22 protein-coding genes are annotated in these 25,893 nt (G+C 65.1%); 6 read left to right on the top strand and 16 right to left on the bottom strand.

The genetic code is table 11. The annotated features are described in order from the left end of the window. Positions 1–87: 87 nt before the first annotated feature. Complete coding sequence (locus D1J51_RS12105; protein WP_119075555.1) at positions 88–1,488, top strand: MFS transporter; 1,401 nt, start codon at positions 88–90, stop codon at positions 1,486–1,488. Positions 1,489–1,754: 266 nt separating this feature from the next. Then, a complete protein-coding gene (locus tag D1J51_RS12100; RefSeq protein ID WP_119075553.1) occupies positions 1,755–2,366 on the top strand; it encodes a flavodoxin family protein in 612 nt (203 codons plus the stop codon). Between the two features lie 119 nt (positions 2,367–2,485). Here D1J51_RS12100 and D1J51_RS12095 read toward each other — a convergent pair whose 3' ends face one another. Then, a complete protein-coding gene (locus tag D1J51_RS12095; RefSeq protein WP_205547881.1) occupies positions 2,486–2,755 on the bottom strand; it encodes an MmyB family transcriptional regulator in 270 nt (89 codons plus the stop codon). 135 nt (positions 2,756–2,890) lie between these two features. After that, positions 2,891–3,904, bottom strand: coding sequence for a helix-turn-helix transcriptional regulator (locus tag D1J51_RS12090; protein WP_119075657.1), 1,014 nt, complete (start codon positions 3,902–3,904; stop codon positions 2,891–2,893). 102 nt (positions 3,905–4,006) lie between these two features. Here D1J51_RS12090 and D1J51_RS12085 point away from each other — a divergent pair, with 102 nt between their 5' ends. Both D1J51_RS12085 and D1J51_RS17975 read left to right on the top strand, forming a co-directional pair. Next, positions 4,007–4,474 (top strand): VOC family protein, encoded by a 468-nt coding sequence (locus tag D1J51_RS12085; RefSeq protein WP_119075551.1) that lies wholly within the window; start codon positions 4,007–4,009, stop codon positions 4,472–4,474. Positions 4,475–4,756: 282 nt separating this feature from the next. Further along, entirely contained in the window at positions 4,757–5,260 is a 504-nt protein-coding gene (locus tag D1J51_RS17975; protein ID WP_162903805.1) for a hypothetical protein, read from the top strand. A gap of 60 nt (positions 5,261–5,320) precedes the next feature. On the opposite strand, the gene D1J51_RS12075 is transcribed toward D1J51_RS17975, so the two are convergent. The 6 genes from D1J51_RS12075 to D1J51_RS12045 form a co-directional block, all read right to left on the bottom strand. Next, positions 5,321–5,638, bottom strand: coding sequence for a DUF7716 domain-containing protein (locus D1J51_RS12075; RefSeq protein ID WP_119075548.1), 318 nt, complete (start codon positions 5,636–5,638; stop codon positions 5,321–5,323). A gap of 24 nt (positions 5,639–5,662) precedes the next feature. After that, positions 5,663–6,358: a hypothetical protein gene (locus D1J51_RS17970; RefSeq protein ID WP_162903804.1), complete on the bottom strand. Its 696-nt coding sequence runs from the start codon at positions 6,356–6,358 to the stop codon at positions 5,663–5,665. Positions 6,359–6,444: 86 nt separating this feature from the next. Then, positions 6,445–7,332 (bottom strand): dihydrodipicolinate synthase family protein, encoded by an 888-nt coding sequence (locus tag D1J51_RS12060; RefSeq protein ID WP_119075543.1) that lies wholly within the window; start codon positions 7,330–7,332, stop codon positions 6,445–6,447. A gap of 39 nt (positions 7,333–7,371) precedes the next feature. Then, positions 7,372–8,736 carry an MFS transporter gene (locus D1J51_RS12055; RefSeq protein ID WP_119075541.1) on the bottom strand — a complete coding sequence of 455 codons (1,365 nt, stop codon included), beginning with the start codon at positions 8,734–8,736 and terminating at the stop codon, positions 7,372–7,374. Between the two features lie 133 nt (positions 8,737–8,869). Beyond that, positions 8,870–9,580 (bottom strand): FadR/GntR family transcriptional regulator, encoded by a 711-nt coding sequence (locus D1J51_RS12050; protein ID WP_256386012.1) that lies wholly within the window; start codon positions 9,578–9,580, stop codon positions 8,870–8,872. A gap of 109 nt (positions 9,581–9,689) precedes the next feature. Further along, positions 9,690–10,616 (bottom strand): dihydrodipicolinate synthase family protein, encoded by a 927-nt coding sequence (locus D1J51_RS12045; protein ID WP_162903802.1) that lies wholly within the window; start codon positions 10,614–10,616, stop codon positions 9,690–9,692. Between the two features lie 187 nt (positions 10,617–10,803). Here D1J51_RS12045 and D1J51_RS12040 point away from each other — a divergent pair, with 187 nt between their 5' ends. Beyond that, on the top strand, positions 10,804–11,811 hold the full coding sequence (locus D1J51_RS12040) for a dihydroxyacetone kinase subunit DhaK (RefSeq protein WP_119075536.1): 1,008 nt from the start codon (positions 10,804–10,806) through the stop codon (positions 11,809–11,811). Continuing rightward, positions 11,811–13,886 carry an aldehyde dehydrogenase family protein gene (locus tag D1J51_RS12035; protein WP_162903801.1) on the top strand — a complete coding sequence of 692 codons (2,076 nt, stop codon included), beginning with the start codon at positions 11,811–11,813 and terminating at the stop codon, positions 13,884–13,886. Before D1J51_RS12040 ends, D1J51_RS12035 begins: the two co-directional genes overlap by 1 nt. Positions 13,887–13,941: 55 nt before the next feature. Here D1J51_RS12035 and D1J51_RS12030 read toward each other — a convergent pair whose 3' ends face one another. The 8 genes from D1J51_RS12030 to D1J51_RS11995 form a co-directional block, all read right to left on the bottom strand. Next, the gene (locus D1J51_RS12030) at positions 13,942–15,180 is read right to left on the bottom strand and encodes an IS256 family transposase (RefSeq protein ID WP_119075655.1); all 1,239 of its coding nucleotides are present in this window, start codon (positions 15,178–15,180) and stop codon (positions 13,942–13,944) included. 414 nt (positions 15,181–15,594) lie between these two features. After that, the gene (locus D1J51_RS12025; RefSeq protein WP_119075533.1) at positions 15,595–15,774 is read right to left on the bottom strand and encodes a helix-turn-helix domain-containing protein; all 180 of its coding nucleotides are present in this window, start codon (positions 15,772–15,774) and stop codon (positions 15,595–15,597) included. A gap of 345 nt (positions 15,775–16,119) precedes the next feature. Beyond that, on the bottom strand, positions 16,120–16,839 hold the full coding sequence (locus tag D1J51_RS12020) for an Abi family protein (RefSeq protein WP_119075531.1): 720 nt from the start codon (positions 16,837–16,839) through the stop codon (positions 16,120–16,122). 135 nt (positions 16,840–16,974) lie between these two features. Further along, positions 16,975–18,177, bottom strand: a complete 1,203-nt coding sequence (locus D1J51_RS12015; RefSeq protein WP_119075530.1) for a TIGR02679 family protein — start codon at positions 18,175–18,177, stop codon at positions 16,975–16,977. Beyond that, a complete protein-coding gene (locus D1J51_RS12010) occupies positions 18,174–22,244 on the bottom strand; it encodes a TIGR02680 family protein (protein ID WP_119075528.1) in 4,071 nt (1,356 codons plus the stop codon). Before D1J51_RS12010 ends, D1J51_RS12015 begins: the two co-directional genes overlap by 4 nt. Beyond that, positions 22,241–23,422: a TIGR02678 family protein gene (locus tag D1J51_RS12005; protein WP_119075527.1), complete on the bottom strand. Its 1,182-nt coding sequence runs from the start codon at positions 23,420–23,422 to the stop codon at positions 22,241–22,243. Before D1J51_RS12005 ends, D1J51_RS12010 begins: the two co-directional genes overlap by 4 nt. Further along, complete coding sequence (locus tag D1J51_RS12000) at positions 23,419–24,921, bottom strand: TIGR02677 family protein (protein ID WP_119075525.1); 1,503 nt, start codon at positions 24,919–24,921, stop codon at positions 23,419–23,421. The genes D1J51_RS12005 and D1J51_RS12000 overlap by 4 nt, the downstream gene beginning before the upstream one ends. Positions 24,922–24,980: 59 nt before the next feature. After that, on the bottom strand, positions 24,981–25,217 hold the full coding sequence (locus D1J51_RS11995) for a helix-turn-helix domain-containing protein (RefSeq protein WP_240423209.1): 237 nt from the start codon (positions 25,215–25,217) through the stop codon (positions 24,981–24,983). Positions 25,218–25,893: the final 676 nt, after the last annotated feature.

Here is a 25,893-nt window from a genome sequence, read left to right as displayed (position 1 = left end):
AATGGCAAGAGTAGTTCTGTGCGCGCACCTTGTCCACAGATAGATATAATTATTTTATATTTAGAGAACTCGACGCGAGGAGCGGTCATGCTGCGAGGCGCGGTGGGAGGGGCGGACGCGCCGAAATTCACCAGAAGCCAATGGGCCGCGATCGGGCTGTACATTCCTTGCCAGGTCCTGACCATCATCGATAGCGCCGGAATCAATACCGCTCTGGCGTCCATGAGTCGTGAACTCGCGGTTCCCGTGAGCCAGACCGCGCTCATCAACATCGGGTTCCTGGTGGCGGCGGCCGCCATAATTCCCATGTCTGGATGGCTCGGCGAGCGGGTGGGAACGCTGCGGCTGCTGCGCTCCGGCCTCCTACTTCTCGCAGTGGGATCGGTTGTCAGCGCTGCTGCCGGCACGATCGGCGTCCTCGTGATCGGGCGGGTGGTTCAGGGGCTCGGAACCGGCGGGCTGGCCCCGCTGGCGATGTCGGTTGTCGCACGTGCATTCCCGCCTGAGGACCGGCTTCGCGCCAACACCATCCTGAGCGTCCCGATCGCCGCGGCACCCGCGCTGGGCCCGCTGCTCGGCGGTTATCTCACCGACGCCTTGAGCTGGCGATGGATATTCATCGTCAACCTCCCCCTGGCCCTGGTCGCAGCAGCAATGACCTTCCTCAACAGAGAGACCAGCGAACGAGCGGTGCGAGCCTTGGACGTTCCCGGTGCGATTCTCACGCTCATCGTCTTCGGAGTCTTCGCGTATGCTCTCGATTCTCTCAACGGGAGCACTCCGGCCTGGATCGGGGCGGTGGGCTTCGCGGTCAGCATCGTTGGGTTCGGCGTCCTCGTGCCCTGGGAACGCCGGAAGGGGCACACGGCATTCCTCGACCTGCGTCTCCTCGGACGGCGGCTGTTCTCCCGGAGCATCCTCATGCGTTCGCTCAGCTCAGTCGGGTTCGTCGGGTTCGGCTTCGCCAACCCCATCCTGCTTCAGGTGGTTCTCGGTCTCAGCGCGACGCAGGCCGGCGTCGTGGGTGTCGGTGGCGCGATCGGGCTCATCTTCACCGGCCCGCTCGCCTACCCCCTGATCACGAGGCTCGGCGCCCGGCGCTCGATCGCGCTCTCTCAGCTCCTGATGATTGCGTGCCTCGGCATCATCCTGATCGGGTACGGGGCACATTCGGTTCCCGTCATCGTGGCGGGATGGGCGCTCCTCGGCGCATCGTCGTTCGTCTCAACTATGGCGACGCAGACCGTCGGCTTCGCCGCGGTGCCGCAGGCGAATCTCGGTGATGCGACGAGTCTGGACGGCACGGCACGGCAGATGGCTGCCGCACTCGGTGTTGCGGCTGCGAGCGGCGCGATGGCCGCTCCCGCGCTTCTCGGGCTCCCGACGAACTGGCTCGTATACGGCCCCCTGATGGTCTTCGCCGCATTCCACCTCTTAACCGCTGCCATCGCGGGGCTCGGCGGACCGATGCCCTTGCCTCGGCGATAGCCCGTCCAGGGGCAACCGGCCGGACTCGAACCGAGCACTCGGCAGAGGCTCGAGCGGCCGAGTTCCACGTGGAATCAGGTGAGACTCGTCGTCGGCGATGAGCCGGAGAGCGTCGCAGAGGAAGAGCCGGGCGTCGTCGCATCCGAGCCGCGGAGGGATCGACGGACGGATCCGGACCGCGCGCCAATGCCGGCCCTAGCTAGCGCATCGCGGCCGACGACGGAACCCCTCTGCACCCGACACCGCGCCGCGTATCGTGTGCTGACATGGATGAACAGCTCAGCGCACTTCTGATCAACTGCACCTTGAAGCCGTCACCGGAGCCCTCGAGCACCGATGCGCTCGGCGGGCAGCTGCTGGACGCCCTGACAGCGCATCGGGTCGCCGTCAGCAGCATCCGCGCCGTCGACCACGATCTCCGGCCCGGCGTGCAGACCGACATGGGCGACGGCGACGAGTGGCCGTCGCTGCGGGAGCAGGTGCTGGCCGCAGACATCCTGGTGTTCGCGACGCCGACCTGGCTGGGCCAGCACTCCAGCGTCGCGCAGCGCGTGCTGGAGCGCCTCGACGCCGAACTCAGCGAGACCGACGACCGGGGTCGGCCGATCCTCTTCGACAAGGTCGCGCTGGCCGTGGTCGTCGGCAATGAGGACGGCGCCCACCACATCGCGGCGATCCTCTTCCAGTCGTTGAACGACGTCGGCTTCACCGTCCCCGCCCAGGGCTCGGTGTACTGGAACGGCGAGGCGATGCAGACCACCGACTACCGCGACCTGCCGGAGACCCCGGAAAAGGTCGCCCAGTCGTTGTCGACGGCCGCCTCGAACGCCGTGCACCTCGCCAGGATGCTGAAGCAGGAGGGCTACTCCGCAGCCTGAGACCCGGTTCGTGCCTCAGCGACCCCACAGCGGGTCCCGCCTTCGCACCCGGGCGGGCGCGCTGTCCCCGCGTGGCCACGGCGGCCCGGCGGTTCTCGTCCGCGTCAATCCGGGCCGGATCAGACCGGTTGAGCGGAGAGCCGGAGGAGATGGAGCTTCTCGGCGCTCTCACCGGCCTCGTCCGGGTAGTACACGACGAGGAGGAGCCCGTCGACGGGGAGCTTCTCGCGGTGCAGCTGGAGCGTCCCCACCGAGGGATGGTGCACGGTCGTGGTGTTGCCCAGCAGGGGGCGCACGTCGTGTCTCGCCCACAGCGAGCGGAACCGCGCACTTGCCACGGAGAGCTCACCGATGAGCTCGACCGCACGCGGGCGATGTCTGTTCGGCACCGTGGCACCAGACGTGTGGGGGAAAATCGAGGCACCGCAGTGAAGCAGGCCGAGGCGAGGCCGAGCGTTGGCACGCACACGTCCGTGAGATCGGCGAACAGCTCAGCCCGCAAGTGAGAGTATCCGAGTCTGGTTCTAGACAGAGGCTCGTGAGGAGCCTTGAGTCTGCGGAGTTCTGGCGGCGACGGCGCTGCGTTCTGCGAGCACGGCGAACGCTTGAGCAAGTTCAGGTGGCCCAACCACGCTGATCTCGCAGTCGAAACGACACAGAGCCGCAGCCAGCGCAACCCACGACCAGGAACCGGCCTCGAGGCTGCACCTGCCATCCGAGAGGACTTCAACAACCCCATCGCCTGCGAACGGCACCACACTCTTCGCTGGCAAGTGGAGAATAACCTTCCCGGTACACGGCCAGCGATTGTGCTCAGACGACCCTTTGAAGCGGGCCGAGATGTACTCGGCGACGTCACCACCTGGAACCTCGCGCCGCGCGAATCGTGGCCCTGTAGGGATGCTCGGCGTAATCCGGTCAGCGCGAAAGATGCGCCACTCGTCCTGGTCGAGACTCCAGGCCACGAGGTACCAGCGTCCCCGTGACACAACGAGGTGATGGGGTTCGACGCGATGGCGTGGGGCAGGTTCCTGAACCTCACCTGCTCGGCGGGCGTAGGCGAAGCGCAAGACTTCCTGCGCACGGTTCGCCGCCGAGATCGCGAGCAGCGTTTCGGGCTGGACGAATCTGGTCGGCTCGTCCCCTGGCCCTCCTGGCACAGGAGTGAAGTTGAGCGCATCAAGGCGATGTCGCAGACGAGACGGCATAACCTGCCGAACCGTCGCGAGGGCACGCACCGCGGCTTCCTCGATACCTGCCCCCGTAACGGCAGCAGCTTGGAGAGCAACCGCCAGGGCGATCACCTGGTCATCATCGAACAGCAAGGGCGGGCACTCATCACCAGCATCCATGCGGTAGCCGCCGACTGGCCCCATCGTCGCCTGGATGTTGTAACCCATCTCCCGGAGCCGGTCGACATCGCGCCGAACCGTCCGCTGGCTGATACCGAGTCGGTCAGCGAGAACCGAACCTGGCCAGTCACGTCTAGCTTGCAGCAGCGACAACAGCTGCAATAAGCGCGAGGTAGCCGAGGTCATGATCACAAGACTACTTCAGATCTAGGACAATATCTGACCTACTAGACTGGAAGAGTGAGTGGTGACCGGGGAGACGCCCCGGCAGCATCTCCGGGAGAGAACATGACCCTCACCACGACCACCCATCTGAACTTCACGGGCGATGCCCGAGCAGCGCTGGGGTTCTACCAGTCCGTCTTCGGCGGCGAGCTCATCATTTCCACCTACGGCGACCTGGGCATGCCGAAGGAGATCCCCGGTGCCGATCACGTCGTCTTTGGTCTCGTGGCCTCCGACAACGGGTTCCGCGTGATGGGCTACGACATCCCCGGCTCTCAGGGCGGTTCGCTCGCAGCCACCGGATCGACTCGCCGCGAGAACGGTACGACCGTCACCGACCAGCCGTTCTTCGTCTCGGTGCGTGGCACCAGCCTGGAAGAAGTCGAGGGCTACTGGTCCAAGCTCGCATCGGGCGCGTCGATCATCGAACCCCTGGCCGCCTCCGACTGGGCCCCGGGCTTCGGAATGCTGACCGACCGTTTCGGAGTGACCTGGGTTCTGGATGTCCAGGCAGCCTACAGCGCCGAGTGACCTCTGCGGTGTGGGGCGTCACCACCACTTGATGCCCCACACCGACGGCCACACCACAGGGAAGTACTCATACGACTGGCTCGGAACTCTTGATACCGGGTGCCGCTCCGATGCGGCGAACCCGGAGAGCGCCCTGAACGCGCTGCGGGCATCCCCCGCGGTTCAAAAGCGTTTCACACCCTTCTCTCCCGATATCGCGCTCCCTCCGATCCCGCTCAGGGGAGCCGACCCGTGAACGAGTCCCCGCGGGTCCTCGCCGTCCTGAGCCGGGAGGAGACGAGGATGAATGTGCTGCGCGCGGTGCGCTCATTCACCGGCACCGGACTCCTGGACGTCAGAGACCGCATTCGGTCCGGTCGAGCAGTCATCGACGAGGAGATGAGAGCCCAAAGGGTCCGGATTGCGGCGAGCCGGCCCCGCTCGCACTGGAGGTGCTGCGGAACATCGTCGCCGCCCCGAACGACACGGCCGAAGGCGACGAGCAGTGCTGATGGAGCGCCGCATCAGCGGGCGAGGCGCCGAGAACAACGGCGGGTCACGCCCTGGCCCGAGATCACCTCGATCCGTCTCGTACGCGAACCCGATGTGGTACCCGGCGGCGTCACGATCACACCCAGCCAGCAGATAGTCCTTATCGACCTCACGACGGGCGGGTTCCTGGAAGTCCCAGAAGACTGCCCCGACCGGGGCGCCGTGCTGGAGGGCCTGCGTCGGCACCGCGATCTACTGATCGACGACCTCGCGGAACTGATGGCCTCTGATGCGGAGAGCCGGACAGTGCCCTAGCTAGCTAGCGCGGTTGATCAGGCGCTACTCGCTGTCGGTGGCGTATTCACCGCCCGCAGGTCACCTCCAGCTGATGAATGCGTCGTGGGCCACGTAGTATCGCAACGCAGCGAGCAGATCTGCGATGGTCGGGGCCGGGCGCTGTGCACGGGCATTCTCGACGACGCCCCGCACATCCTGGATGCCGATCAGGTACTCGTAGCCAAGCGCGCGAGCCGCGGCCGGCAGATCGCTCCCGTCATCCACGACATCATCGACGTCCCAGACCAGCACCGGCGTTTCCTCGGTGAGAGCTCCCGCACCAGCCGATACGTACAGAGCGTGGTCCCAGGGGAGCACGGCCGCCGTCCTCAGCACCTCAGCCAGGGTGCTCTGCACCGTCTCGGCCTTCCGCCTGTGCGCTCATGACCCCGGAGCGCCGAACGCGTGCGCGGTGGTGAGATCGTCGAACCGCGCGATCAGCCGCTCTCCGTCGTAGACCTCGGTGCGGTCCGCGAAGACACGGGCGGTGCGCACGATGCCGGTACCGTGCATGGACGGCGTCCGTATTGGATCCGGGCGGCCGGCGATGTGGATCGTGACCTCCATGCCCGGGCCTGCGGCATCCGGCGCGAGGGGCGCGATCGTGTCGAAGCCGCCGTAATGCTCACCGATACGCTGCAGCACCTCCGCGACAAACAGGGTCGGACCGGCAGGCGGATCGGGCTCAGCGGCCCGGCGGCGGAAGAATCCCATGCGTCCAGTCTTCCAGATCCGCGACGAGCCAGGGGTTTCGAAGGCCGCCATGACCGGACGAGGATGATCTCGACGTCTCCGGCCCGGGGCCACCAGTGGTGCCCCAACGATGCCCCCGCCCAGGTGGACGCGATCGTCGCCGCGGTCATCGGGGTGCCCACCGCGGTCGTCGCCCCGCGCCTGCGCCTGTGCCTGTGCCTGTGCCTGTGCCTGTGCCTGGAGAGCCTGCTGCTGCCCATGATCGCCGGCACGGACGCTGTCGGGCATCTGCCAGGCCTGCTCGGACCCGACGCCGTCGCGGGCATCACACCGTGGCAGCACCGGCCCTGGATCTTCCTCCGCGACCCCCACCGCATCCGACAACCGAGAATCCGACTCAGGCTTCCGCCACCCAGAACGAGGCATAGCCCCACAATAGGCCCGACGACACTAATTCAACGGTATTGTCGTTAGTCGAGGTCTCGCAGTGGCGCGAGTGCACTCTCCAGAGCCGTACGTACGACTTCGGGGACCGGTGAGGACGGGCTGCGGCTTTCGCCCAGGTCCCTTCCCAAGGTGGCGAGCGCCGCCTTGACGCGCGCGGGAAACTGCGGTCCTCGGACGACTTTCCAGATCGGGAAGATCTTGTCTTGCAGGGCTTGGCCTGCCTGATGGTCGCCTGCCTGTGCAGCGTCCCAGAGGCGTCGGCACTCGGCGGGGAGCAGGGAGAGTACTGCCGAGATGGCGCCATCGGCCCCCAGCTCAAAGCAGCTGAACAGCATCTCATCGGTTGCGGCGTAGACCTTTGCTTCCGGCGCTGTCAGGCGCATGTCGTACATAGCCATGATCCCGCCGACGCTCTGCTTCACTCCGGCGATATGTTCGATGTCGAGGAGCCGCGTGAACAGCTGCGGGCTGATCTCGTTCTGAGGAACGACGTTGTACACGATCGTGGGGAGCCCGACTTCATCAGAAATGGCGCGGTAGAACGACTCGTTCCCAGCATCGTCAGGAACCAGGACGTTGTAGAACGTCGGCGTCACCATTAGTGCTGTCGCGCCTGCATCCCGTGCGACCTTTGCTGTCCGAACAGCGGCCTTCGTGGAAGAGCGGATAACTCCAGCTACTACGGGTCGGTCCCCGGCGATCTCCCGAGCCTCCGCAACCATCCGTCCGAGTTCATCATCTTCAATCACGGCACCTTCACCTGTGGATCCTCCAGGGCTAATGCCGTGGACCCCATGGTCGAGCAGATACGCGACCTGCTCACGGTATACGCCGTAGTCGATATCTCCATCAGCGGTGAAGGGAGTCAGCGCGGGAGCGACAAGGCCCCGGGGAGCAACGTGGGAAGCCATGGAACGATCTCCTTAGGATTGGTGGTGAGGGTTGTACAGTTAGGCTGCGGTGTTCTCGGTGGGACGGACGCCCACGTTTCCGAGATCTCGATGGCGTGTCTCGGGGACGATCTTGATGGCGATCAGAGACAGAATCGCTCCAAGGACTACGTAGGCGGCAACGAGATACCAACGCGTGCTATCAGGTCCAGCGAGCAAGGCGGCGATGAAGGGCGTCAGCCCGGCGGTGATGATCCCAGCAATTTCACGAGCACCAGCCACGGCGCTGTAGCGGCTGTGTGAGGGGAACATCTCCGAGAAGAGGGCCGGCTGCACCGCGCCGACTGGATTGTGGCCGAGATTAAGCACCAGGATGTAGCCCAGCGTGATCAGCCAGAAAGAACCGGTGTTCAACACGAGGAAGAAAGGGAATGCCGTTATCGCCACGATCGCCGACCCCATGGCGAACACGGGCCTCCGTCCGATCTTGTCCGAGAGCCAGCCGTAGAAGCAAGTCGCGGGGATTGCGATGACGGCCATGATCAAGATCGAGGTCTGCATTCCTGCCGCGTTCACGCCAATCGACTTCGCATAGCTGATTGCGAATACTGTCAGAAGGAAGTACGGAAGCCCCTCAGAGAAGCGGAGCCCGATCATGAGGATGATATCTCGCCAGTGGTCGATGAATAGCGAGGCGATCGGGCCACGGCTGGCGGTCTGAATCGCGCCGGTCTCTTCTGCGATCTTGTTTTCTACGAAGACGGGCGTTTCGACCAAATTGCGACGCATCCAGAGCCCTGCAATCAGCACGACCAGCGAAGCGATAAATGGGACTCGCCATCCCCAGCTCAACTGAGCCTCTTCGGGAAGGAGTAGCACCAGGGCGACTGCACCTGCTACGAAAAGCTGCGAGATGAACCCGCCAAGGTTGGGGATAGCAGAGTAGAAGCCGCGTCGGTTCTGGGGTACGGACTCAGCGACAAGGACCATCGATCCTCCCCATTCGCCACCCATGGCCACACCTTGGATGATTCGGACGAGGATCAGCAGTATCGGCGCGAGTCCTCCAACGACGGCATAGGTCGGGAGCAGCCCAATCGCGATGGTGCAGGTTCCCATGACCCACAGAGTGAAGAGCAGCGCCTTCTTTCGACCGTATCGATCTCCGTACCGGCCAATCAGCAGGCCACCAAGGGGACGTACGAGGAACCCAATCGCGAATGTAGCAAGGCTGGAAAGCGTTGCTGCGAACTGGTCGTCTCCCGGGAAGAACAGTGCCGGGAAGAACAACGAGGCTGCCGTTCCGTAGAGAAGAAAATCGTACAGCTCGAGGGTATTACCCGCCAGGCCAGAAATCGTGGCCTTCCAGTAATAGCGACGATTCTTCGAAGCCGAGCTGGAAGCGGTATCGGAAGAGTTCACCATTGAAGTTCTTTTCTAATGCGATGGGACCGGGGCGTAGAAGCCGTAGGCTACCCACCCTATGACGCTCGTCCGTTGTCCGTCAACCGACGAGATAAAAAGAGCGCATCACCATGGAGGGGCTTCGTTGTCCTGGTTAGTTCTGCAAAAAGTTGGCATTCACTTCCGCCAGTCGGCGCACATCGAGCCTGGAATGGTCAATGTGGTCGCGCATCTGCTTTCCCGCTTCCTGTGGGTCATGACTCGCTATCGCTTCATATATCGCGCGATGATGCGGAAGCGCCAGTAGCGGATCGGCAGGCGGAGAAAAAACTCGAGCGCGATACGCACGCAGGCTGGGTATGAAGGTCTCGTAGAACATGCGGAGCCCACTATTGCGACTCGCGACCATGATGATGCCATGGAAGTTCTCGTCCGCAGTGACCTTTGCGTCAACATCGTCGCCAAGAAGAATCGCCTCAAATCCCTCCACGCTCTCGCGCAGCAAGGAGAGCTCCTCCTCGGAGATTCTCTCGGCGGCTAGCTCGGCAACGAATGGCTCGATCGACGTACGCATTTCGAGCAGCTCGGCGATCTCGAATTCGTTGCCACGGAACCATTCCTGAAAACGCAGGCGATCCGATTCCGACTTGTCCGTTACGAATGCCCCGCGCCCGTGCTTAATTTCTATGAACCCCTCCGCCTTGAGTGTGGCGAGCACCTCTCTTGCAGTTTGGCGGCTGACGCTAAACTCTTCGACGATCTGGAATTCGGTTGGCATCTGATCGCCTACGCGTAGCGATCTCGCGTGAGCGCGCAGAACGGGCAGAACCTCATCTACAAGGCTCCGGCGACTCCCCCTTGCCATAGCTGCCTCCTTCGACCCACTGATCATACCGCCGTCGCGACTCCTTGTCGGTCATCCGACGAGGAGTCGCGACGCGTAGGGCCGGCGCTAGGTAAAGGCCCTTGAACAGTTACGCCGGGAGGAGTCCCGAAGTCTCGAGGGCACTCCGGATACGCGCACGACGGTCCTCGTCGGGGGCCAGAATGGGGCTGCGAGAGACGCCGTTCTCGCGCCCCAGCAGGGACAGCACGTATTTTGCATTGGCGGTCATAGTCGAGCCTTCGATGCTCCTCCAGACCGGAAGAAGCCGCTGATGAATCGAGAGCGCAGTCTCGTGATCACCATTCCGGACAGCAGTGTAAAGCTCTGATGTTTCACGCGGGAACACGGACGTCATGCAGGTGATTGCACCGTCGACGCCGAGGGTGAAGGTCGGGTAGAGCAGGTCGTCAATTCCCGTGGTGATCGGAACCTTGCTATGCAGGAGTGCCATCATGTCGGCGACCTTATGCATGTCCCCACCGCTCTGCTTCACCCCGAGCACCCAAGGGGCATCATCAATGATGGCATTCATCGCGTGCACGTCGATGTCCACCCAAGGGATGACGTTGTAGATCAGGATGGGGAGCTCCACCGCATCGCCGACACGAGTGAAGTGCTGAACCAGTCCTTCCACGGACGGGGCCCACAGGTAGTGAGGGGGCGTCACCTGCAGCGAGGAGACACCTGCATTGCGAGCCGCTTCGCTCTTGCGGATAGTTTCGATGGTGGTGTCAGCGATCACACCACCGATGACATTGACCCTTCCCGCTGCCTGGTCCACGACGGCCTTATTGAGCTGGTAGGTCTCGTCCTCCGAAAGCCCTTGCCCTTCTCCAGTGCTCCCGCCGACGACGATCGAATGAACGCCTGTCGAGACCAGGAACTCAGTTTCGGCGCGAATCAGGTCCTCATCGAGTTCCTCCGTCCCGGGCCGGAAGGCAGTAACCATGGGCGGAATAATCCCGGAGAGGTCAAGCTGTACGCCGTTGTGCGACTTGGAGAAGGTGTGGGTCATGTAGATCATCCTCTTGATTTGATTGTCATCAGTTGACGGACAGGTGCTAGTGTGCCATTCATCGGTGCTGTGCGCAATGCGGTTTCACCTAGGCACTCTGGCAGTTGTCCGATAACCTACAACATGAGGATGAGAGATTCTCATTCTCTTCGAAATCAATGGCGAATCTTAGGGAGAGCACAGTCCAATGCCTCAACTGTTCCTACCCAACGGACGAGAAGGTCTCGCGTCTGCACTGCACGGTTTCAGCCGAGCTCATCCGAACGAGATCACTCTGTGCGACGAACCCACCTACCTGACTGCGCGTCATCGCAACTCCGGCCGCCAGGTCGCGCTGGTGTCCGGTGGCGGGTCCGGTCACGAACCGCTGCACGGGGGGTTCCTCGGTCCCGGGCTGTTGGATGCGGTGGCCCCGGGCCAAGTGTTCGCATCGCCTCACAATCGACAGGTGTATGAGGCCAGCCGCGCCGTCGCTCTCCCCGGCGGGGTGCTGCATATCGTGAAGAACTATACGGGCGATCGGATCAATTTCGGGATCGCAGCTGAGCGCCTCCGAGCCGAAGGCATCGAAGTTGAGCGAGTGCTCGTCAATGATGATGTCGCCACAGAGTCCGAACACACTGCAACTGGCCGTCGCGGCACTGCGGCCACTGTCATCGTAGAAAAGATCGTAGGCGCGGCGGCAGACCGGGGCATGGGGCTGAGTGACCTCGCGCGTCTCGGCAACGCCGTCAGCGCTAACGCCAGAAGCATTGCCGTAGCCAGCGAGTTCTTGACCTCGGTCCACACCGGCGCCCGCCTGTATGACCTGCCGGCCGGCGAGCTCGAATACGGCATCGGCATTCACGGCGAGCGTGCTGCAGCCTCAACCCGATTCGCGGAGCTGGATACGCTCATCGATCGAATGCTCAATGACATTCTCGGATCGCTCGACGATCTTTCCGAGCGCGGAACGATTCTCTTCGTCAACGGCCTCGGAGCCGCTACTCCGCTCGAACTGTATGCGGTATTCAACACCGCTCTCGACCATCTTGCGCAACGAGGAATTCATGTCGCCGGGAGCCTTGTAGGAACGCTTGTGTCCGCGCTGGACATGCACGGCTTCTCGATGACAGTACTGAATCTCGCGGAGGACGACTGGCTGGACTTGTGGCGCGAGAATGCCAGCGCGCCTGGATGGACTGGAGGCAACTAATGACCACGCTTGACGCTGTTCTGCGCGAGGGCTTTGACGCATACAAGCGCCTCGTCGATGACACCGAACCAATCCTGACCGCACTGGACGAGCGTTCCGGCGACGGAGACTTCGGCGCGAACCTGAAGGGCGGACTTGAATCCGCTGCCGACCGCGCGGGCGCCTCAGACGGCCTGCGCACCTGGAACGCCCTGTCGGAAGTCTTCCTCGATGACGTCGGCGGTACCAGCGGACCCCTTTTCGGCCTGCTGTTCCAGGAGATCCGGGAGGCAGCGGCTTCAGCAGACTCCCTCGAGGCATTACTGCGCGACGGTGCTGGTGCCGGTCTGGCCGCCGTACAAAGGGTTGGAGAGGCACAACCGGGAGACCGAACTCTCGTAGACGCGCTCGAACCTGGAGTTACGGCACTCCGTGATCACGAGGATCTCGCACTCGCAGTTGCCGCAGCTGTCGACGGTGCGATCTCGACTCGTGATCTGATCGCTCGTCGGGGACGCGCAAGCTACGTCGGAGGTCGCGCCGTCGGCTTCCCGGACCCAGGCGCAGTAGGAATCGCTCTTCTTTTCGTCGCGCTTGGGCGTGCTTCGGGATTGGACATCCAGCCTGCATTGGACCGACTGATCCGTGCCTCTGACGGTTCCGGCTCTGGCATCCCTGAGGAGTCACCGACGACCCCTGAGCCCACCGCGGAATCCGAGCTGAACTTCGTACTTGACGCAGCAACCGACGCGCGCCATCCCCTTGCTGCCCTCAGCCTCGAGGAACGCGCCCAGGTTCTTGAGACTGTGGCCGATGCTCTTGAGACGCACTCCGAAGAACTCGTGCAGATCGCTGTCGAGGAAACTCATTTGACTGCAGGTCGCCTTACCGGGGAACTTGGCCGCACCAGCTTCCAACTCCGACTGTTCGCTGAAGTCGTCCGTGATGGAGGTTTCCTCGACGTACGCATCGACCCGGCGGATCCCTCGTGGCCGGTCGCAGCGCGTCCTGACCTGCGTCGCTCAAACCGCCCGATCGGTCCCGTCCTCGTTTTTGCAGCGAGCAATTTTCCGTTCGCCTTTTCTGTTCTGGGCGGTGACACCGCCTCCGCGCTCGCAGCAGGCAATCCCGTGGTAGTCAAAGCGCATCCCGGACACCTCCACCTGTCTCGGCGGGTCACGTCGATTGCAGCTGATGCTATTCGCCGCGCAGGGGGTCCGGACGGCACGATCGCACTTATCGAGGGGCACGACAATGGCGTGGCAGCGCTCGAGGACCCTCGTGTAAAGGCCGCAGCCTTTACAGGCTCCATCGCTGGCGGACGCGCACTGTTCAACATCGCACAGAATCGCCCAGAGCCGATCCCCTTCTATGGAGAGCTTGGGAGCAACAACCCCGTCTTCGTCACCCCTGACGCAGACGCCGATGCGCCCGAGCAGATCGCGACGGACTTCATTGCTTCCTTCACACTCGGTGCCGGACAGTTCTGCACAAAGCCGGGGACCCTCTTCGTCCCGACCGGGTCAGCTGTCGCAAAGGCTCTGCACCAACAGCAGCTCCCCGGAGCAGCGCCTCTGCTCAACGACAACATCCATGCTGGCTTCCAGAAGCGCCTGACAGAACTCCGCAACGCTCCAAATGTACGGACTTTCCGCGCCGAAGGCGACCCCGAGGCAAATCCTCCGGCACCGATCCTGCTTCACGCTCACGGGAAAGATGTACTCAACGACCCCGAACTCTATTTGGATGAGTGCTTCGGCCCCGCAGCACTGATCGTTGAATACGACTCTCATGAGCAGATGCTCGAACTGGCTCGAGCCTTCCCCGGGCAGCTTACTGCGACCGTATTCGGCCTGGAAGATGCCCCCGCCGATCTCCTCGACGTGCTCGCAGAGCGGGCCGGAAGGCTCCTCTGGCGGCAGTGGCCGACCGGGGTATCGGTGACCGCTGCACAGCAGCATGGAGGCCCCTACCCAGCCAGCACAACCTCGCAGACGACTTCGGTCGGCACTGCTGCGATCTTCCGTTTCCTTCGACCGGTCGCTTGGCAAGGCTTCCCGCAGAACCTTCTCCCCGCAGAGTTGGCAGATAAGTAGCGACTCTCACGGTTCGGGTGTGTCCGATTAACGGTGGATCTGGCCGAGCGCATGGTTAGTTGATTCGGCCTTCGAAGGCGATCGCGAACGCGTTCAGCGCTGGCTTCCACCTCGTCGCCCAGCGTGCCCTGCCCCGGCCCGTCGGGTCAAGTGAGCGGGTCACGAGGTAGAGGCACTTGAGCGCGGCGGCGTCGTTGGGGAAGTGCCCGCGCGCTCGGACAGCGCGGCGATACCTCGCGTTGAGCGATTCGATCGCGTTCGTGGAGCAGATGATCCGGCGGATCTCGACGTCCCAGTCCAGGAACGGCACGAACTCATTCCAGGCGTTGCGCCAGAGCTTGCTGATCGCTGGATACTGCCCACCCCACTTCGCGTCGAACTCCTCGAACCGCTCGCGCGCGGCCGCCTCGGTCGGCGCGGTATAGACCGGACGCAGGTCCTTGCCCATCTCTTCCCAGTAATGCCGGGACGCGAACCGGAACGTGTTGCGGATCAGATGGATGATGCAGGTCTGCACCGTCGCGAGCGGCCACGCGGTGTTGATCGACTCCGGGAGCCCCTTCAGTCCGTCGCAGACGAGGATGCACACGTCCTCGGCGCCACGGTTCTTGATCTCGGTCAGCACACCGAGCCAGAACTTCGCGCCCTCACCGCCGTCGCCGGCCCAGATCCCGAGGATGTCTCTCTCCCCGTTCACAGTGACCCCCACGGCGAGATAGAACGGCTTGTTCCGTACCTGCCCGTCACGGACCTTCACCACGAGCGCGTCGATGAACACGACCGGGTAGACGCGGTCCAGCGGCCGGTTCTGCCATTCGGTCATCTCCTCGATCACCTTGTCCGTGATCCGGCTGATCGTGTCTTTCGACACGGACGCGCCATAGACATCGTCGAAGTGCGCCGCGACCTCACCCGTCGTCAGCCCGCGGGCAGTGAGAGACAGCACGATCTCGTCGACACCGGTCAGCCGTCGTTGCCGCTTCCTGACGATCTTCGGGTCGAACGACCCCTCACGGTCGCGGGGAACGTCGATCTCGACGGGGCCGACCCCGGTCAGCACCGTCTTCGCCCTCGTCCCGTTGCGCGCGTTCTCGCTCGCCGAGACCGCGTACTTCTCATAACCGAGGTGCTCGGCCATCTCCGCCTCGAGCGCCGTCTCCAGCACTCGTTTCGTGAGCCCGTTCAGCAGCCCGTCGGGGCCGACCAGATCAACGCCCTGTTCCTTCGCTTGCTTCAGCAACTGCTCCGCGAGTTGCCGCTCGTCGATGATCTCTCCGGTCACAGGATCAATCATCTCGATGACATCGGTCATCGCCTTTCCTTTCGGTCAGGCTCAGCCAGATCCACCGTTAATCAGACACACCCCCTCTTGACTTGACCTGAACATGCCGAGAAGCTTCAGACTCAATCGTGATGTCTTCGAGTCCCTCAGGAACGAGCGCTTCAGCTCGAAGATCGCTGGCAATCAGTCGGGCAGCGAGCCAGGCTGCGACTGTGTGCTGGAAATCGAAGCCTCGGCTCGCCCACGCACCGCTTCTCGACCCGCTCCACTCATCGGATAAGACGGTCCGAGTCATCTGACTCAGCGGGCACTGAGAAGCTCGATGAGGAAGCAGTAGCGCGTGAGCGACGTTGCTGCTGCCTTTGCGTTTTACGCTTCGGCTTCTTTCGAGGCATTTACCCATTCTCCTAGGCACTACGGGGAGTCTCAGCGCCCGGCCGTCGGAATCTCCTTGACAAGGTTCTTGAGTAGGTCGTTCATGTCGACCCGAATCAGCCTTCCAACCCGGTAGCCTCGCACTGTCCCATCCGAGATCCGCCGTCGCAGCGTCCTGACGGATATGCCGAACTGCTCAGCCGCTTCGGCAAGCGAAACCAGCTTCGGCATCGACGGCTCACCACCGGATACTGCGTGCCACTCTGAACGAGAACTCGAGTTCACGTCTGCCCTCCTCTGTCCATCAAACATCTCTGAACAGAGAAACCTGAATCAGAAAATATCAGCCATTTATAGCTTCTGATCAGGTATTTTAGCGCATTAATCGATTAGAAGTCCCAGTCCCCGCCGAGAGTGCGGAATCATGCGGATTCTGCAATGTTGTTGACCGCTCGTGCCGTCTGTGTGCCACTGTGATCCGTCCTTGGATCGCCCGCCTCAGCGAACCTGCAGCACACTGCAAATCTTATTCGTCCATGGATGTGAGCAACAGCGCTCTGTGTCTACCAACGCTATCTACCAACTCCTGCGCGGGTCTTCTCTGATCAGACGACGGATCGGGCTTCTCGCAGTCGCAAGACGTGGATACTCTGGGTTGATCTTTGCGAGCAAAGAAAGAGTCCAACCCAGACGTTTGGCAAGCTGCACGTCGAGCAGGTTGTCATGGTGGGCAACGCGATTCCTCAGCGCGCGAATGTTGTTGAGCTGTTGGCCGATAAGTCGGCGCGACTCTTCAGTGCGAGCAACGTGCGGGAAGGCTCGATGAGTTGCTTCTTCCCAGAGTTGCTGCTGCCGAGCATGATCCTCACGCTGCCCGTAGATCAGTGATGACCATACTCCAAAGGTCAACTGCGTCAGAACATCATCATGGGTCGGTGTGACATTCCGCCGCGGGTGCCCCGCAGGTCTACTGAACGCTTCTTTGCGTGCCCAGCCACGGGCGCGATTGAGCGATCCGTGCAGCATGCTATAGAGCAGCGGAGCCGCACCGTCTTCAGCAGTCCAGTTACGACGATATTTGTCGCCCTGACCTTCGTTCCACTCCCCGATCACCGGGTCAAGTGCGTTCCTCACCGCAATCTCAACAAACGAAGTCTGAGCATGCAGCGCACCCGAAACCTCGGTCACCCACAAATACAGATCAAGAGCTCGGACACCGTCGTTTCCAGCTGCGACCAGGTATGGCCGAAACCGGGCCTCGCCCAGCATGGCGACTACGAGTTGTTGATCCGGCATCAGAACCACGGTAACCTAGAAGTGCGAGCATCGGGCTCGGACCGGTGCGCATATTCCGGGAACCCTCGCCTTCGGGCGGGGGTTCCTTGTTTCATCAGAAGCACCGCGGGCACATGGCGATCCCCGAAGCCTACGTCAAGTGGCTGCCAGGTCTTCGAGCAGCACATCGAGAACCTGTTCTTCCTCGAGACGCGACGCTCGTGCGCTCAACGCCGGCATGAGCAGAGGATCCCACTTCGCTTCGACGGGCACACCCTTGAGCGGTGCGCCGGGGAGGTCGCGCGCCACTTCCAGGTCGTCCGTACGGAAGCGCCACGGCTCGAAGCCGAACCGATCGAAGATGCGGTTCGCGATGCGCAGGCCACCCCAGTCGAAATCACCGTGGTAAAGCAACCCTGCCCCCTGAATGCGGTCGAGCAGCACGTTAGCGGCAAGCGACGGCTGACCCTGTGTGCACACGAGCGGAGGGCCGACACCTGCAAGCTCGCGCACGGCGGCGTCGACAACCGAGGGATTCTCGCAGACGAACACCGGCGTGTCCGGTACCGGAATCTCGAGGGCGCTCAGCTGCCGGAGCGTCAGCACGACGGGCTCGCCCGCGCGCGTCAACTCGCCCACGACACCGGGAAGCGCCAACCGGTGCACGAGCACCGTGCTCGACAACTCGTCGATCGCGACGCCAGCCGATGCCCACAGCTCGCGCCTTCCTCGCGCGCCCGGCTCGACCGCGGGCGCCCCCGGAAGGGCTCTGAGCGCAGACAGCACAAGGGCCGCCTCCGGCGACCCTTGATCGAGCGCATGCGCCGACCCGAGCAGCCTCGATGCCAACCGCGGCAGTCCCTCTCCCGCGGCGGGCAGCGCCTCGAGCAGCCGGACGACCCGCTCCACGAGTCGCTCGCCCTCCTCCGGCGAGACGGCGAGGCGGCGCACCGTGCCACGAGCTCGGACTCTCGACACCCACTCGTCGAGTTCGGGGCGGGAGGCGAGAAGCCGGTCGAAGAAAAGGTGGGCATGGTTCCACGCACGCTGCAGCGCCTCCTCCTGCTCGGAGCGGACGACAAGGGGGCCGCGCAGCGCCTCGATCGCAGCAGCGAGGGAATCCGCGACCCCCGCCGATCGCACGACCCGCTCGAGCCGGTCGAGATCCACGGACATCGTTGTGCCTACGCCAGTCCGCTGACCGAACAGCGCAGCGATCGCGGCGCGTTCGTCCGGCTTCACCCGAAGGACGAGCCGCCCGGTGATCGGTCTGGCGAGCTCCACGCGACGCACGAGCGCATCGACCAGGCGTGCCAGTTCAGGAGCTCCGAGCAGCTGGTGGACACGATCGACGGTCATGACAGCTCGTCGAAGTCGAGAGCGAGCGCGGAACCGTCCGGCTCGGCCGTCGGCGCGGGTTCGATGGCAGTGGCTCCCGGATCGGCGAGCCGCTCACGCGACGAGCCATCCCATGTCCAGTGCTCGACGTGCACGGCTTCGGTGCCGGGCAGGCGGAACAGATTGGCTATCGCGATACCCGGGATCTCCGGGTACGTCGCCCATTCCCGCTCGCTCGTCATGACCACATCGAGGTCGAACTCGGCGAGCAGCCCCAGGTAGTTCGCCCGGGAACGGTCGTCGACGCCGGCGAACGCCTCGTCGAGCAGCACGATCCGAGGCGCGTACGGGCTCGCGGTCGAGGCATAGTGACTGGCCGCCGCCGCGAAGAGGGGGACACTGCCTGCGAGCACGCGCTCGCCGCTCGACGCGGGGCCGGAGGCTGGCCGCCAGCCGCGGCCCTGATGCAGCTGCACAGCGAAGGTGTTCCAGGCTCGGTAGTCGAAGGCGCGGCCGAGGCGCTCGTGCCAACTCGCCTCCGGATCCTCGCGCCTCGCATCCTCGACGCGAGCTCGCAGGTACTCGCCGATCGCATCCCGGTCGGCGGGCGACCACGCGGCGGCGCTCTGCTGCAGCAGCGCCCGTCCCTCCCGGTCGAGCTCGCCGTCGGCGGGTTCCCACACGATCCTCAGCTTCAGACCGCTGCGCGTTGGACGCCGAGCCAGCTCCGCGTTGATGCTCGTCACCTGATCCATCGCGGTGCGCACCCGCTCGTGCAGCTGCGCGCCGACCTCGTCGATGAGATGCGTTTCGAGGATCGCCCGCTCCTTCGCGGTGAGCAGGCGCCCACGCTCGGCCAGCTCCGCCTCGAGCTCCTCGCCGAGCTGCATCGGCACGACATACTCGGATCCGTGCTGCACCGTCACGACGGTGACGGCATGCCGCTGATCCCACGCCGACTGCCGCCCACGGGTGCTCAACTCGGCCTGCATCGTCTCGAACGCACGACGGAGGCGCCCGACCGCGGCGTCCCACTCCTCGCCGGACGGATCCTGCCCGCCGAGGGCCTCGAGCGCGCGCCGCGCGAGCCGCACGGTCGGATCGGGCGCCCACTGCGTCGCGGGATCCGGAATATCGAGCTCGGACACGGCGAGCGCGAGGAGACCCGTTTCGGCGAACAGGCGGAACGACTCCGCGGCTTCATCCCGGGCCTCGGTCGCGAGCGCGAGAGCGCCCGCGACCGTCTCGACCTCGTGTTGCGCGACGGCTCGCTCGGTCGACGCCGCGTCGCGCTCGCCCCGCAGGGTACCGAGGCGGAACTTGATCTGCTCGAGCTGAGCCTCGACCTCCGAGAGGCGCCGCTCGATCTCGCGGGCCTCTTCGCCGACGGTCGCCTCGAGCATGTCGCGCCGATGCTCCGCCGTGACGGCGTAGGCAGTCGCCTCCTGCGCCGCAGCCTCCGCCCTCGCGAGCGATTCCTCCGTCTCGCGCAGCGCGGATCCCCGCTCGGCGGCCCGCTCCTCGCACCGCACGAGCCGTCTGATCCGCTCGACCAGCCGGCCGGCGGCGTCGGGCAGGCCGGCGAGCGCGCGCCGCACCTGCTCGAGCGCGTCGGGGTCGATGCCGGTCAGCTCCGACGCCTCCGCCACGACCACCTCCGCGCGTTGCAGCCGCTCGGCGGCCCCCGCGAGGTCGTCGCGGTGTCGCCCGAGCTCGGCGTCCTGCTCGGCCCGGCGCTCAGCCGCAGCCGCAGCCGCGTCGCTCGTGCGGCGGACGGGGGCATCGACGGGGAGCCCGTCACGCTCCTCGGCGAGGGCGGTGCGTCGCTCCTGCGCGCTTTCGACTCGGGCGGTCCACTCGATGCGCTCGGCGGTGAGGCGTTCGTGCTCGGCCCGCGCCTCCTCCAGCCGCGCGAGCCGGGCGCGCTCACGGGCGGTGGCCCCGAGGTACTCGGCGGCGGGCTTGCGCCAGGCGCCCACGAGCGGCCCGAGCGCAAACGCTCCCGTGGTCGAGACCGCGGCCTGCCCTTCGCGAGGATCGTCGACGAGCGCGATACTCCGCAGCAGCGCGTCGACACGGTCGGCCGCGATGCCGCGGACCTCGAGCGGGAGGAGCACATCGGCGAGCGTCGACCCGTCCTGCGGCGCGGGCCGCAGCAGCACGTCGCCATCGGCGGATGCTGCGACGCCCGCCGCGTCGACCCACGCGTCGAGCAGACCGGACGCCTGCAGGGCGGCCTCGATCCCCGCCGCCTCCGCGGCCGCGAGACGCGGCCGCGGATCGACGCACTCCCAGAACGCCGCACCGGCCGATTCCTCGCGATCGGCGGTACGGGTCGCGGGCGGCGGTGGCACTCGCACGACTCCGGCGGCCAGCCGTTCGATCTCGGAGTCGAGGTCTGCGAGGAAGGGATCCAATCGCCGCAGCTCGTGATCGGCCGCGATGTGCTTCTCCTCGAGCTCCGTACCGCGGGCACGGGCCGTGACGTTCGCCCACTGCCGCAGCGGGTTGGGGGCGTCATCCGGCGCGGCCGCCCAGTTCCCTGCCGCCTCGAACGCCTCGTCGAGTCCCTCGCCGCGCAACAGTCGCGCGTTCGTCAGGTGCCCGCTCGCGCTCTCCAGCCACTCGGACGCCGCGCGCTCGGCCGCATCCTGGGCGGCGCGCATGCGCTCGTCCTCGACGTCGCGCCGGGCCGCGGCGGCGTCGACCGCCTGCCGCGCCGACTGGTGGGCTGCGGCGGCGGCATCTCGCGCGGTGATCACCCGGTCGAGGTGCGCGACGTGCTCGCGCCTGCGTCGCACGCCCGCGTCCAGCTCCCGGGCAATGCGGTCGGCGACGGCGGCGTCTAGGCCGTCGGGCACGGGCGAGAGGTCGATGCTCGCGATCCCGGCGTGCTTCCCTGCGGCAGCGTGCGCATCGGCGACACCAGCCCGCTCCTCCTCGGCCTCGGCGCGAGCCTCGTCGAGCAGCCTCTGCTGAGCGTTGCGGGTGGCGAGCGCCTGTGCTGCGGCGCCCTCGGCAGCGAGCGCGGCCCGGCGCTTCGCATCCGCAACGTCTCGTGCATTCTGGTATTGCGCGATCTCGTCGGACCCGCGCCGCTCGCGCAGCGCCTCGCGCGATCCGTCGAGCCCGGCCCGCTTGTTCTCGGCCTTATCGACGGCGTCCTCGGCTCGGGTGAGCGCCTCGACCGCCCGTTCAAGGCGCGCCGTCGCCTCGCGCGAACGCCGGGCCTGGCCCTCGTAGTCGGACTGCGCGCGGCGGGGCTGCGCGGTCGCACGCAGCGCCGCGATCCTCGCATAGCGGGCGTACTCCCCGGCGAAGGTGCGCACCGCACCGGCAGTGGATCGCAGCGTCTGAATCGCGCGCTCGTCGTCTTCCAGCGCCTGATACGACTGGGCGACCGTTTCGATCAGCGACTCCGGCATCGGAGCCAGCGACTCAGAAAGCGCGCGGGCGAGCTGCTTCTCATTCGGCCGCTTCGAGAGCTGCGGCTGGCGGAGGTGCACGAGCAGATCGATGAGCGCATCGTATCGCCCGTGAAGGCCGAACAGGCTCTCGTCCACGGCGCGGCGATACCGCTCAGCCGTGTCGAAGACCGCTCCGCGGTCTCCGATGGCTTCGATGAGGCGATCCCGCGTGCGCACGGTACGAGAACGATCGACGAGGTGCAGTTCGTGTCCGATGCGCTGCTCGGTGACGAACCACCACTGCCGTACGACGCCGCGGTGCTGCACAGCCTTCACACCGAGCCCGAGCGTCACGAAGTGCTCGCGGCCCTCGTCGTCGATGCGGCCGAACTCGATCCAGCTGTAGCCCGTGCGCTCGTCGTACACATCTCCCAGCAGCAGGTTCCACGCCATGCGCTTGTTCGGATCCGCGTCAGGCTCCATTCGCGCGGGGTTCAGATTCGCGTCGAGCAGCAGCGGCAGGGTGAGGGCGAGCACCTTCGACTTGCCGCTGCCGTTGTCGCCGCGCAGCAGCAGCCGGCCGTCGCGGAAGGGGAACTCCTGCGCCTCGTAGAGGAACAGCTCGACGAGGCCGGAACGCAGCGGCTTGAAGCGGCCCGGGGCCGGAACGGGATAGCTCACACGCCCGCTCCGATCGTCACCGGCTGGCCGAGCCGGAAGCGCGAAAGAATCGGCCGCGCGGCGACCTCGTCGCCCTCTACCCGCAGAAGCCCCAGCGCGCGCAGCCTGCCGATCGCCTCGTCCGCGAGTTCGGCACGGGGTCGGGCGCGGATCGTGCTGCCCCATACCGATGCGTGCGTCTGGCACAGTTCGTCGGTGTAGTCGATGAGCGCATCGCGCGTCAGATGGCCTTCTTCTGCGAGCCGCGTGGCGATGAGCAGGGCGAGGTGCCCGGGCGCACCACCCTCGGGCATCCGCACATCTGTGAGCTGATCGTCGGGGTCGAGCATCGCGATGCCCTCGGCGCGCACTTCCGGGACGAGGCCCGTCGCCTCGGTGATGCGGTCGGTGATCGCCCGCCGCTGGCTCGTGAGGTAGGCGAGCTCGTCGTCGGTGAGCGACGCGTATTCCAGCACCGGGTCGTCGAGAAGCCTCCGGGTGATGATGCGGCGAAGCGCTCGGGTGCGCGCGTCGTCGGTGTCGACGAACGGCTGCTCGACGACCGCCGAGAGGCGGGCCTCGGGTGCCTCCTCCAGCGTCATCGACGGCGCCTGCGCCGTCTGCAGCATGACACCCACCACCCCGTGCTCGACGTCGTAGAGCACGTCTGTCCCGGCCTCCACGAAGCGCTCCTCGTCGCCCTCGATCCGGCGCAACGCGCCGAGGGCGAGCAGCAGGCGAACGACGGCGACGATATCGCCGCGCTCGTCGCGGCCGGCGAGGGCGAATTCGATGCCCGTGCTCGCGAACCGCGGATCTCCCAGCTCACCGATCACGTCTTCGGCGAGCCTGCCGAGCGTGATCTGCCCGCCGAAGCGCTCCAGCACGGCGAGTGCGAGAGCGAGCAGCACGTAGCGGCGGCGGGTGAAGGGGCGGCGGCGATGGTCGACAATGCCTCGCGTCGCATCGTCGCCCGCGACCCGCTTGTGCAGGCGCGCCGCACTCGCATCGACGGTCAGTCTCCAGCCGGTGTTGACATCCAGCCACTCGCGCAGCTCGGCCTCAAAGCGTCGGACCCGCCGGAAGTCGGCCTCATCCGGGCCGCGAGCCGAGAGCACCGGCTGTGCGAGCAGGGCCCGCAGCGCGCGGCGGCGCTCCGCCAGGCGGCTCTCCTCCACCGCGGACGCGAGCACGCTCATGACGACTGCTCGATCCTGATGCGGTGCGCAGGTCCGGTGAGCGCACCGTCCTCCAACTCCAGCACGGACTCCTCTCCCGCGGCAGGGTGCAGTTCGATCTCGAACGCACCGTCGAGGCTCCGGGCCTTCACCGTGTCACCGGGCTGGCGCCGCTGGGCGAGCGCATCGCCGAGCAGCTGCAGCAGCAGCGCGCGGGCCTCCGCGTCCACGATCGGGAAATCGCCGATCGCCGCCGGTTCTTCGGTGACCAGCTGCGTACGCAACCGCTCCAGTTCGACCCGCTGCGTCTCGACCGCGAGGGCGATCGTTCGGCGTTCCGCGGCCCGATCGCGCACGCGGGAGAGAGAGCCGCGCCGCTCGTAGCTGCCGGTCGCACGCAACCTCGGGCTGATCTCGATCGGCGGGGCCTCCGCCCACGAAGTGCTGGGCGACACGGGCCGGCGCATCCGGTCGTCGAGGGTGCGCTCATCGATCGAGAGGTGGCGGGCTGGGGCGAGGCCGAACGCGACAGCCGCAAGCCGGTGCCTGTCATCGTCGGAGGGCGCTTCGGCGAACCACAGCGCGAGCTGCCGGAAGTCTGCCACGCGATCGCTGCGCCCGGCGCGACGGTCGCCGAGGCGCTGCACGACGCCGAGCAGCGCTGGGATCGCATTCAGCGCCATATGCCTGAGCTGCTGCGACTGGCTCGTCGTGCCCCCGGATCCGACGAACCACTGCCGGAAGCCCTGGAACCGCTCGCGCCAGCGGCCGATCGCCTCCTTGAGCGCGTCGGAAGTTCCCTCCGCATCCGGGGCGATGTCACGCGCCTCGCGGGCAGCGACGATGCGCAGCAGCCGCTTCTCCTGGACATCCGAGACGCGGTCGAGAAGACTCGCGATCTCGGCGGTGCGAATGACGAGATCCTGGATGAACCGTTGCAGGTATCCGATCAGCCGCTCCTTGTAAGCGAGGAAGGCGTCGGTGTCGACGCCGCGCAGGTCGATCGTGCGCTGCAGATCGCCGCTGAACGCCTGTGCATTCGCTGCAAGCCCCGTGAAGCGGTCGGCGAGCGTCGTCATCGCAAGGGCCGTCTTCGCCTCATCGGGATCGGGGCGCTCCAGCTGCGCGAGTATGACCTGCAGCTGCTCGACGATGTCTTCGAGCGCCCACGACTGCAGCGCGCCCGCGGCGCCGAAGGTGCGGTCGAACTCCGCCAGGACACGCTCGGCCGACTCGCCCGCCGCAGTGAACTGGTAGACATAGCGGGCTCGGTTGAACTCTTCGACGGTGGCGACACGGCTCGTGTCGGGATCGGCCTTGAGATTGCCCCAGTCCACGAGCTGTGACAACAGTGCAGTGACATCCACGCCGGGCGGCACCGCGGAGCGGAGTTCCTCGGGGCGCAGATGCACGATGAAACGTTGCTTCGCCGCGGAGAATTCGCGCATGATCGCTCGATAGGAGGAAGCGTGCTCAGCCGCGCTCAGATAGCGGAAGACGTCGTAGCGCGGCCCAGACATGCTCCCAGAGTAGTGGGCACCACCGACTTCACGAGTCGGAAGCGCTGGTGCTACTCGCCCTACCGATGACGAGCCGCCGAAATCTCCACGAGGAGATTCTCGAGCAAGTCATTCATATCGACCCGGATCAGCCGCCCAACCCGATAGCCGCGCACCGCTCCATCCGAGATCCGACGCCGAAGTGTCTTCACGGATATGCCGAACTGCTCAGCCGCCTCAGCGAGCGAAACCAGCTTAGGCATCTGCGGCTCACCACCGGATCCTGCGTGCCGCTCCGAACGGGAACTCGAGTTCATGTCCGTCCTCCTCTGTCCATCAAACATCTCTGAACAGAGATACCTGAATCAGAAAATTTAAGCCATTTTAAGTTCTGATCAGGTATTTTAGTGCATTAATCGATTAGAAGTCCCAGTCACCGCCCTATTGGCTATTGAGGCCCGGAATCTTGCGGATTCTGCAATGTCGTTGGCCGCTCGTGCCATCTGCGTGCCACTCAACTCAGAGACCCCATCACAGGCGCTGCAAGTTCAACGAACGGCACGGTTCTGAGTCTACGGCCCCACTCAGAAGACCATGTCCATTCAAACCGATTACCAGATCCCCACGGACACCCAGAGCCGCGGAGGTACCCTTTCTCATCACCCAAAAGGCCGCTGATCTCGCGAAGGAAGACCCTGCCACAATTGGAGTTTCCGCAGTTAGCCCCGACATCTTCCTATCACAGCACCCCGCCTTAGAAGCACATTCCTCACCAATCGACCTCGTTGTCCGAAACCAAGTGGCACCGCCGACAGCCACGGCCGACTTCCACAATGCACTCGCACGTTTGCTGCTCATTACGAATGCAAGTCTTTATTCGACCGAACCGTTGAAGGCTCTTCACGCACCCCGACCGTTCTATATCGCGGAGACCGCCCATTCTAAGTTCAGGCTTGAGTGAATCGCTGGGGGTTTGGTGCCGCATCTTTTCGA

The organism is Leucobacter sp. wl10, assembly GCF_003569785.1.
Taxonomy (GTDB): Bacteria; Actinomycetota; Actinomycetes; order Actinomycetales; family Microbacteriaceae; genus Leucobacter.
The sequence above is the reverse complement of the archived record's forward strand: the minus strand, read 5'-3'. Positions and strand labels throughout refer to the sequence as shown.

What these genes read in the sequence shown, in the direction of transcription:
- D1J51_RS12105 (WP_119075555.1), top strand. Translation starts at nt 88, where the DNA reads ATGCTGCGAGGCGCGGTGGGAGGGGCGGACGCGCCGAAATTCACCAGA.
- D1J51_RS12100 (WP_119075553.1), top strand. Translation starts at nt 1,755, where the DNA reads ATGGATGAACAGCTCAGCGCACTTCTGATCAACTGCACCTTGAAGCCG.
- D1J51_RS12090 (WP_119075657.1), bottom strand. Translation starts at nt 3,904, where the DNA reads ATGACCTCGGCTACCTCGCGCTTATTGCAGCTGTTGTCGCTGCTGCAA.
- D1J51_RS12085 (WP_119075551.1), top strand. Translation starts at nt 4,007, where the DNA reads ATGACCCTCACCACGACCACCCATCTGAACTTCACGGGCGATGCCCGA.
- D1J51_RS17975 (WP_162903805.1), top strand. Translation starts at nt 4,757, where the DNA reads ATGAATGTGCTGCGCGCGGTGCGCTCATTCACCGGCACCGGACTCCTG.
- D1J51_RS12060 (WP_119075543.1), bottom strand. Translation starts at nt 7,332, where the DNA reads ATGGCTTCCCACGTTGCTCCCCGGGGCCTTGTCGCTCCCGCGCTGACT.
- D1J51_RS12055 (WP_119075541.1), bottom strand. Translation starts at nt 8,736, where the DNA reads ATGGTGAACTCTTCCGATACCGCTTCCAGCTCGGCTTCGAAGAATCGT.
- D1J51_RS12050 (WP_256386012.1), bottom strand. Translation starts at nt 9,580, where the DNA reads ATGGCAAGGGGGAGTCGCCGGAGCCTTGTAGATGAGGTTCTGCCCGTT.
- D1J51_RS12045 (WP_162903802.1), bottom strand. Translation starts at nt 10,616, where the DNA reads ATGACCCACACCTTCTCCAAGTCGCACAACGGCGTACAGCTTGACCTC.
- D1J51_RS12040 (WP_119075536.1), top strand. Translation starts at nt 10,804, where the DNA reads ATGCCTCAACTGTTCCTACCCAACGGACGAGAAGGTCTCGCGTCTGCA.
- D1J51_RS12035 (WP_162903801.1), top strand. Translation starts at nt 11,811, where the DNA reads ATGACCACGCTTGACGCTGTTCTGCGCGAGGGCTTTGACGCATACAAG.
- D1J51_RS12030 (WP_119075655.1), bottom strand. Translation starts at nt 15,180, where the DNA reads ATGATTGATCCTGTGACCGGAGAGATCATCGACGAGCGGCAACTCGCG.
- D1J51_RS12025 (WP_119075533.1), bottom strand. Translation starts at nt 15,774, where the DNA reads ATGCCGAAGCTGGTTTCGCTTGCCGAAGCGGCTGAGCAGTTCGGCATA.
- D1J51_RS12020 (WP_119075531.1), bottom strand. Translation starts at nt 16,839, where the DNA reads ATGCCGGATCAACAACTCGTAGTCGCCATGCTGGGCGAGGCCCGGTTT.
- D1J51_RS12015 (WP_119075530.1), bottom strand. Translation starts at nt 18,177, where the DNA reads ATGACCGTCGATCGTGTCCACCAGCTGCTCGGAGCTCCTGAACTGGCA.
- D1J51_RS12005 (WP_119075527.1), bottom strand. Translation starts at nt 23,422, where the DNA reads ATGAGCGTGCTCGCGTCCGCGGTGGAGGAGAGCCGCCTGGCGGAGCGC.
- D1J51_RS12000 (WP_119075525.1), bottom strand. Translation starts at nt 24,921, where the DNA reads ATGTCTGGGCCGCGCTACGACGTCTTCCGCTATCTGAGCGCGGCTGAG.
- D1J51_RS11995 (WP_240423209.1), bottom strand. Translation starts at nt 25,217, where the DNA reads ATGAACTCGAGTTCCCGTTCGGAGCGGCACGCAGGATCCGGTGGTGAG.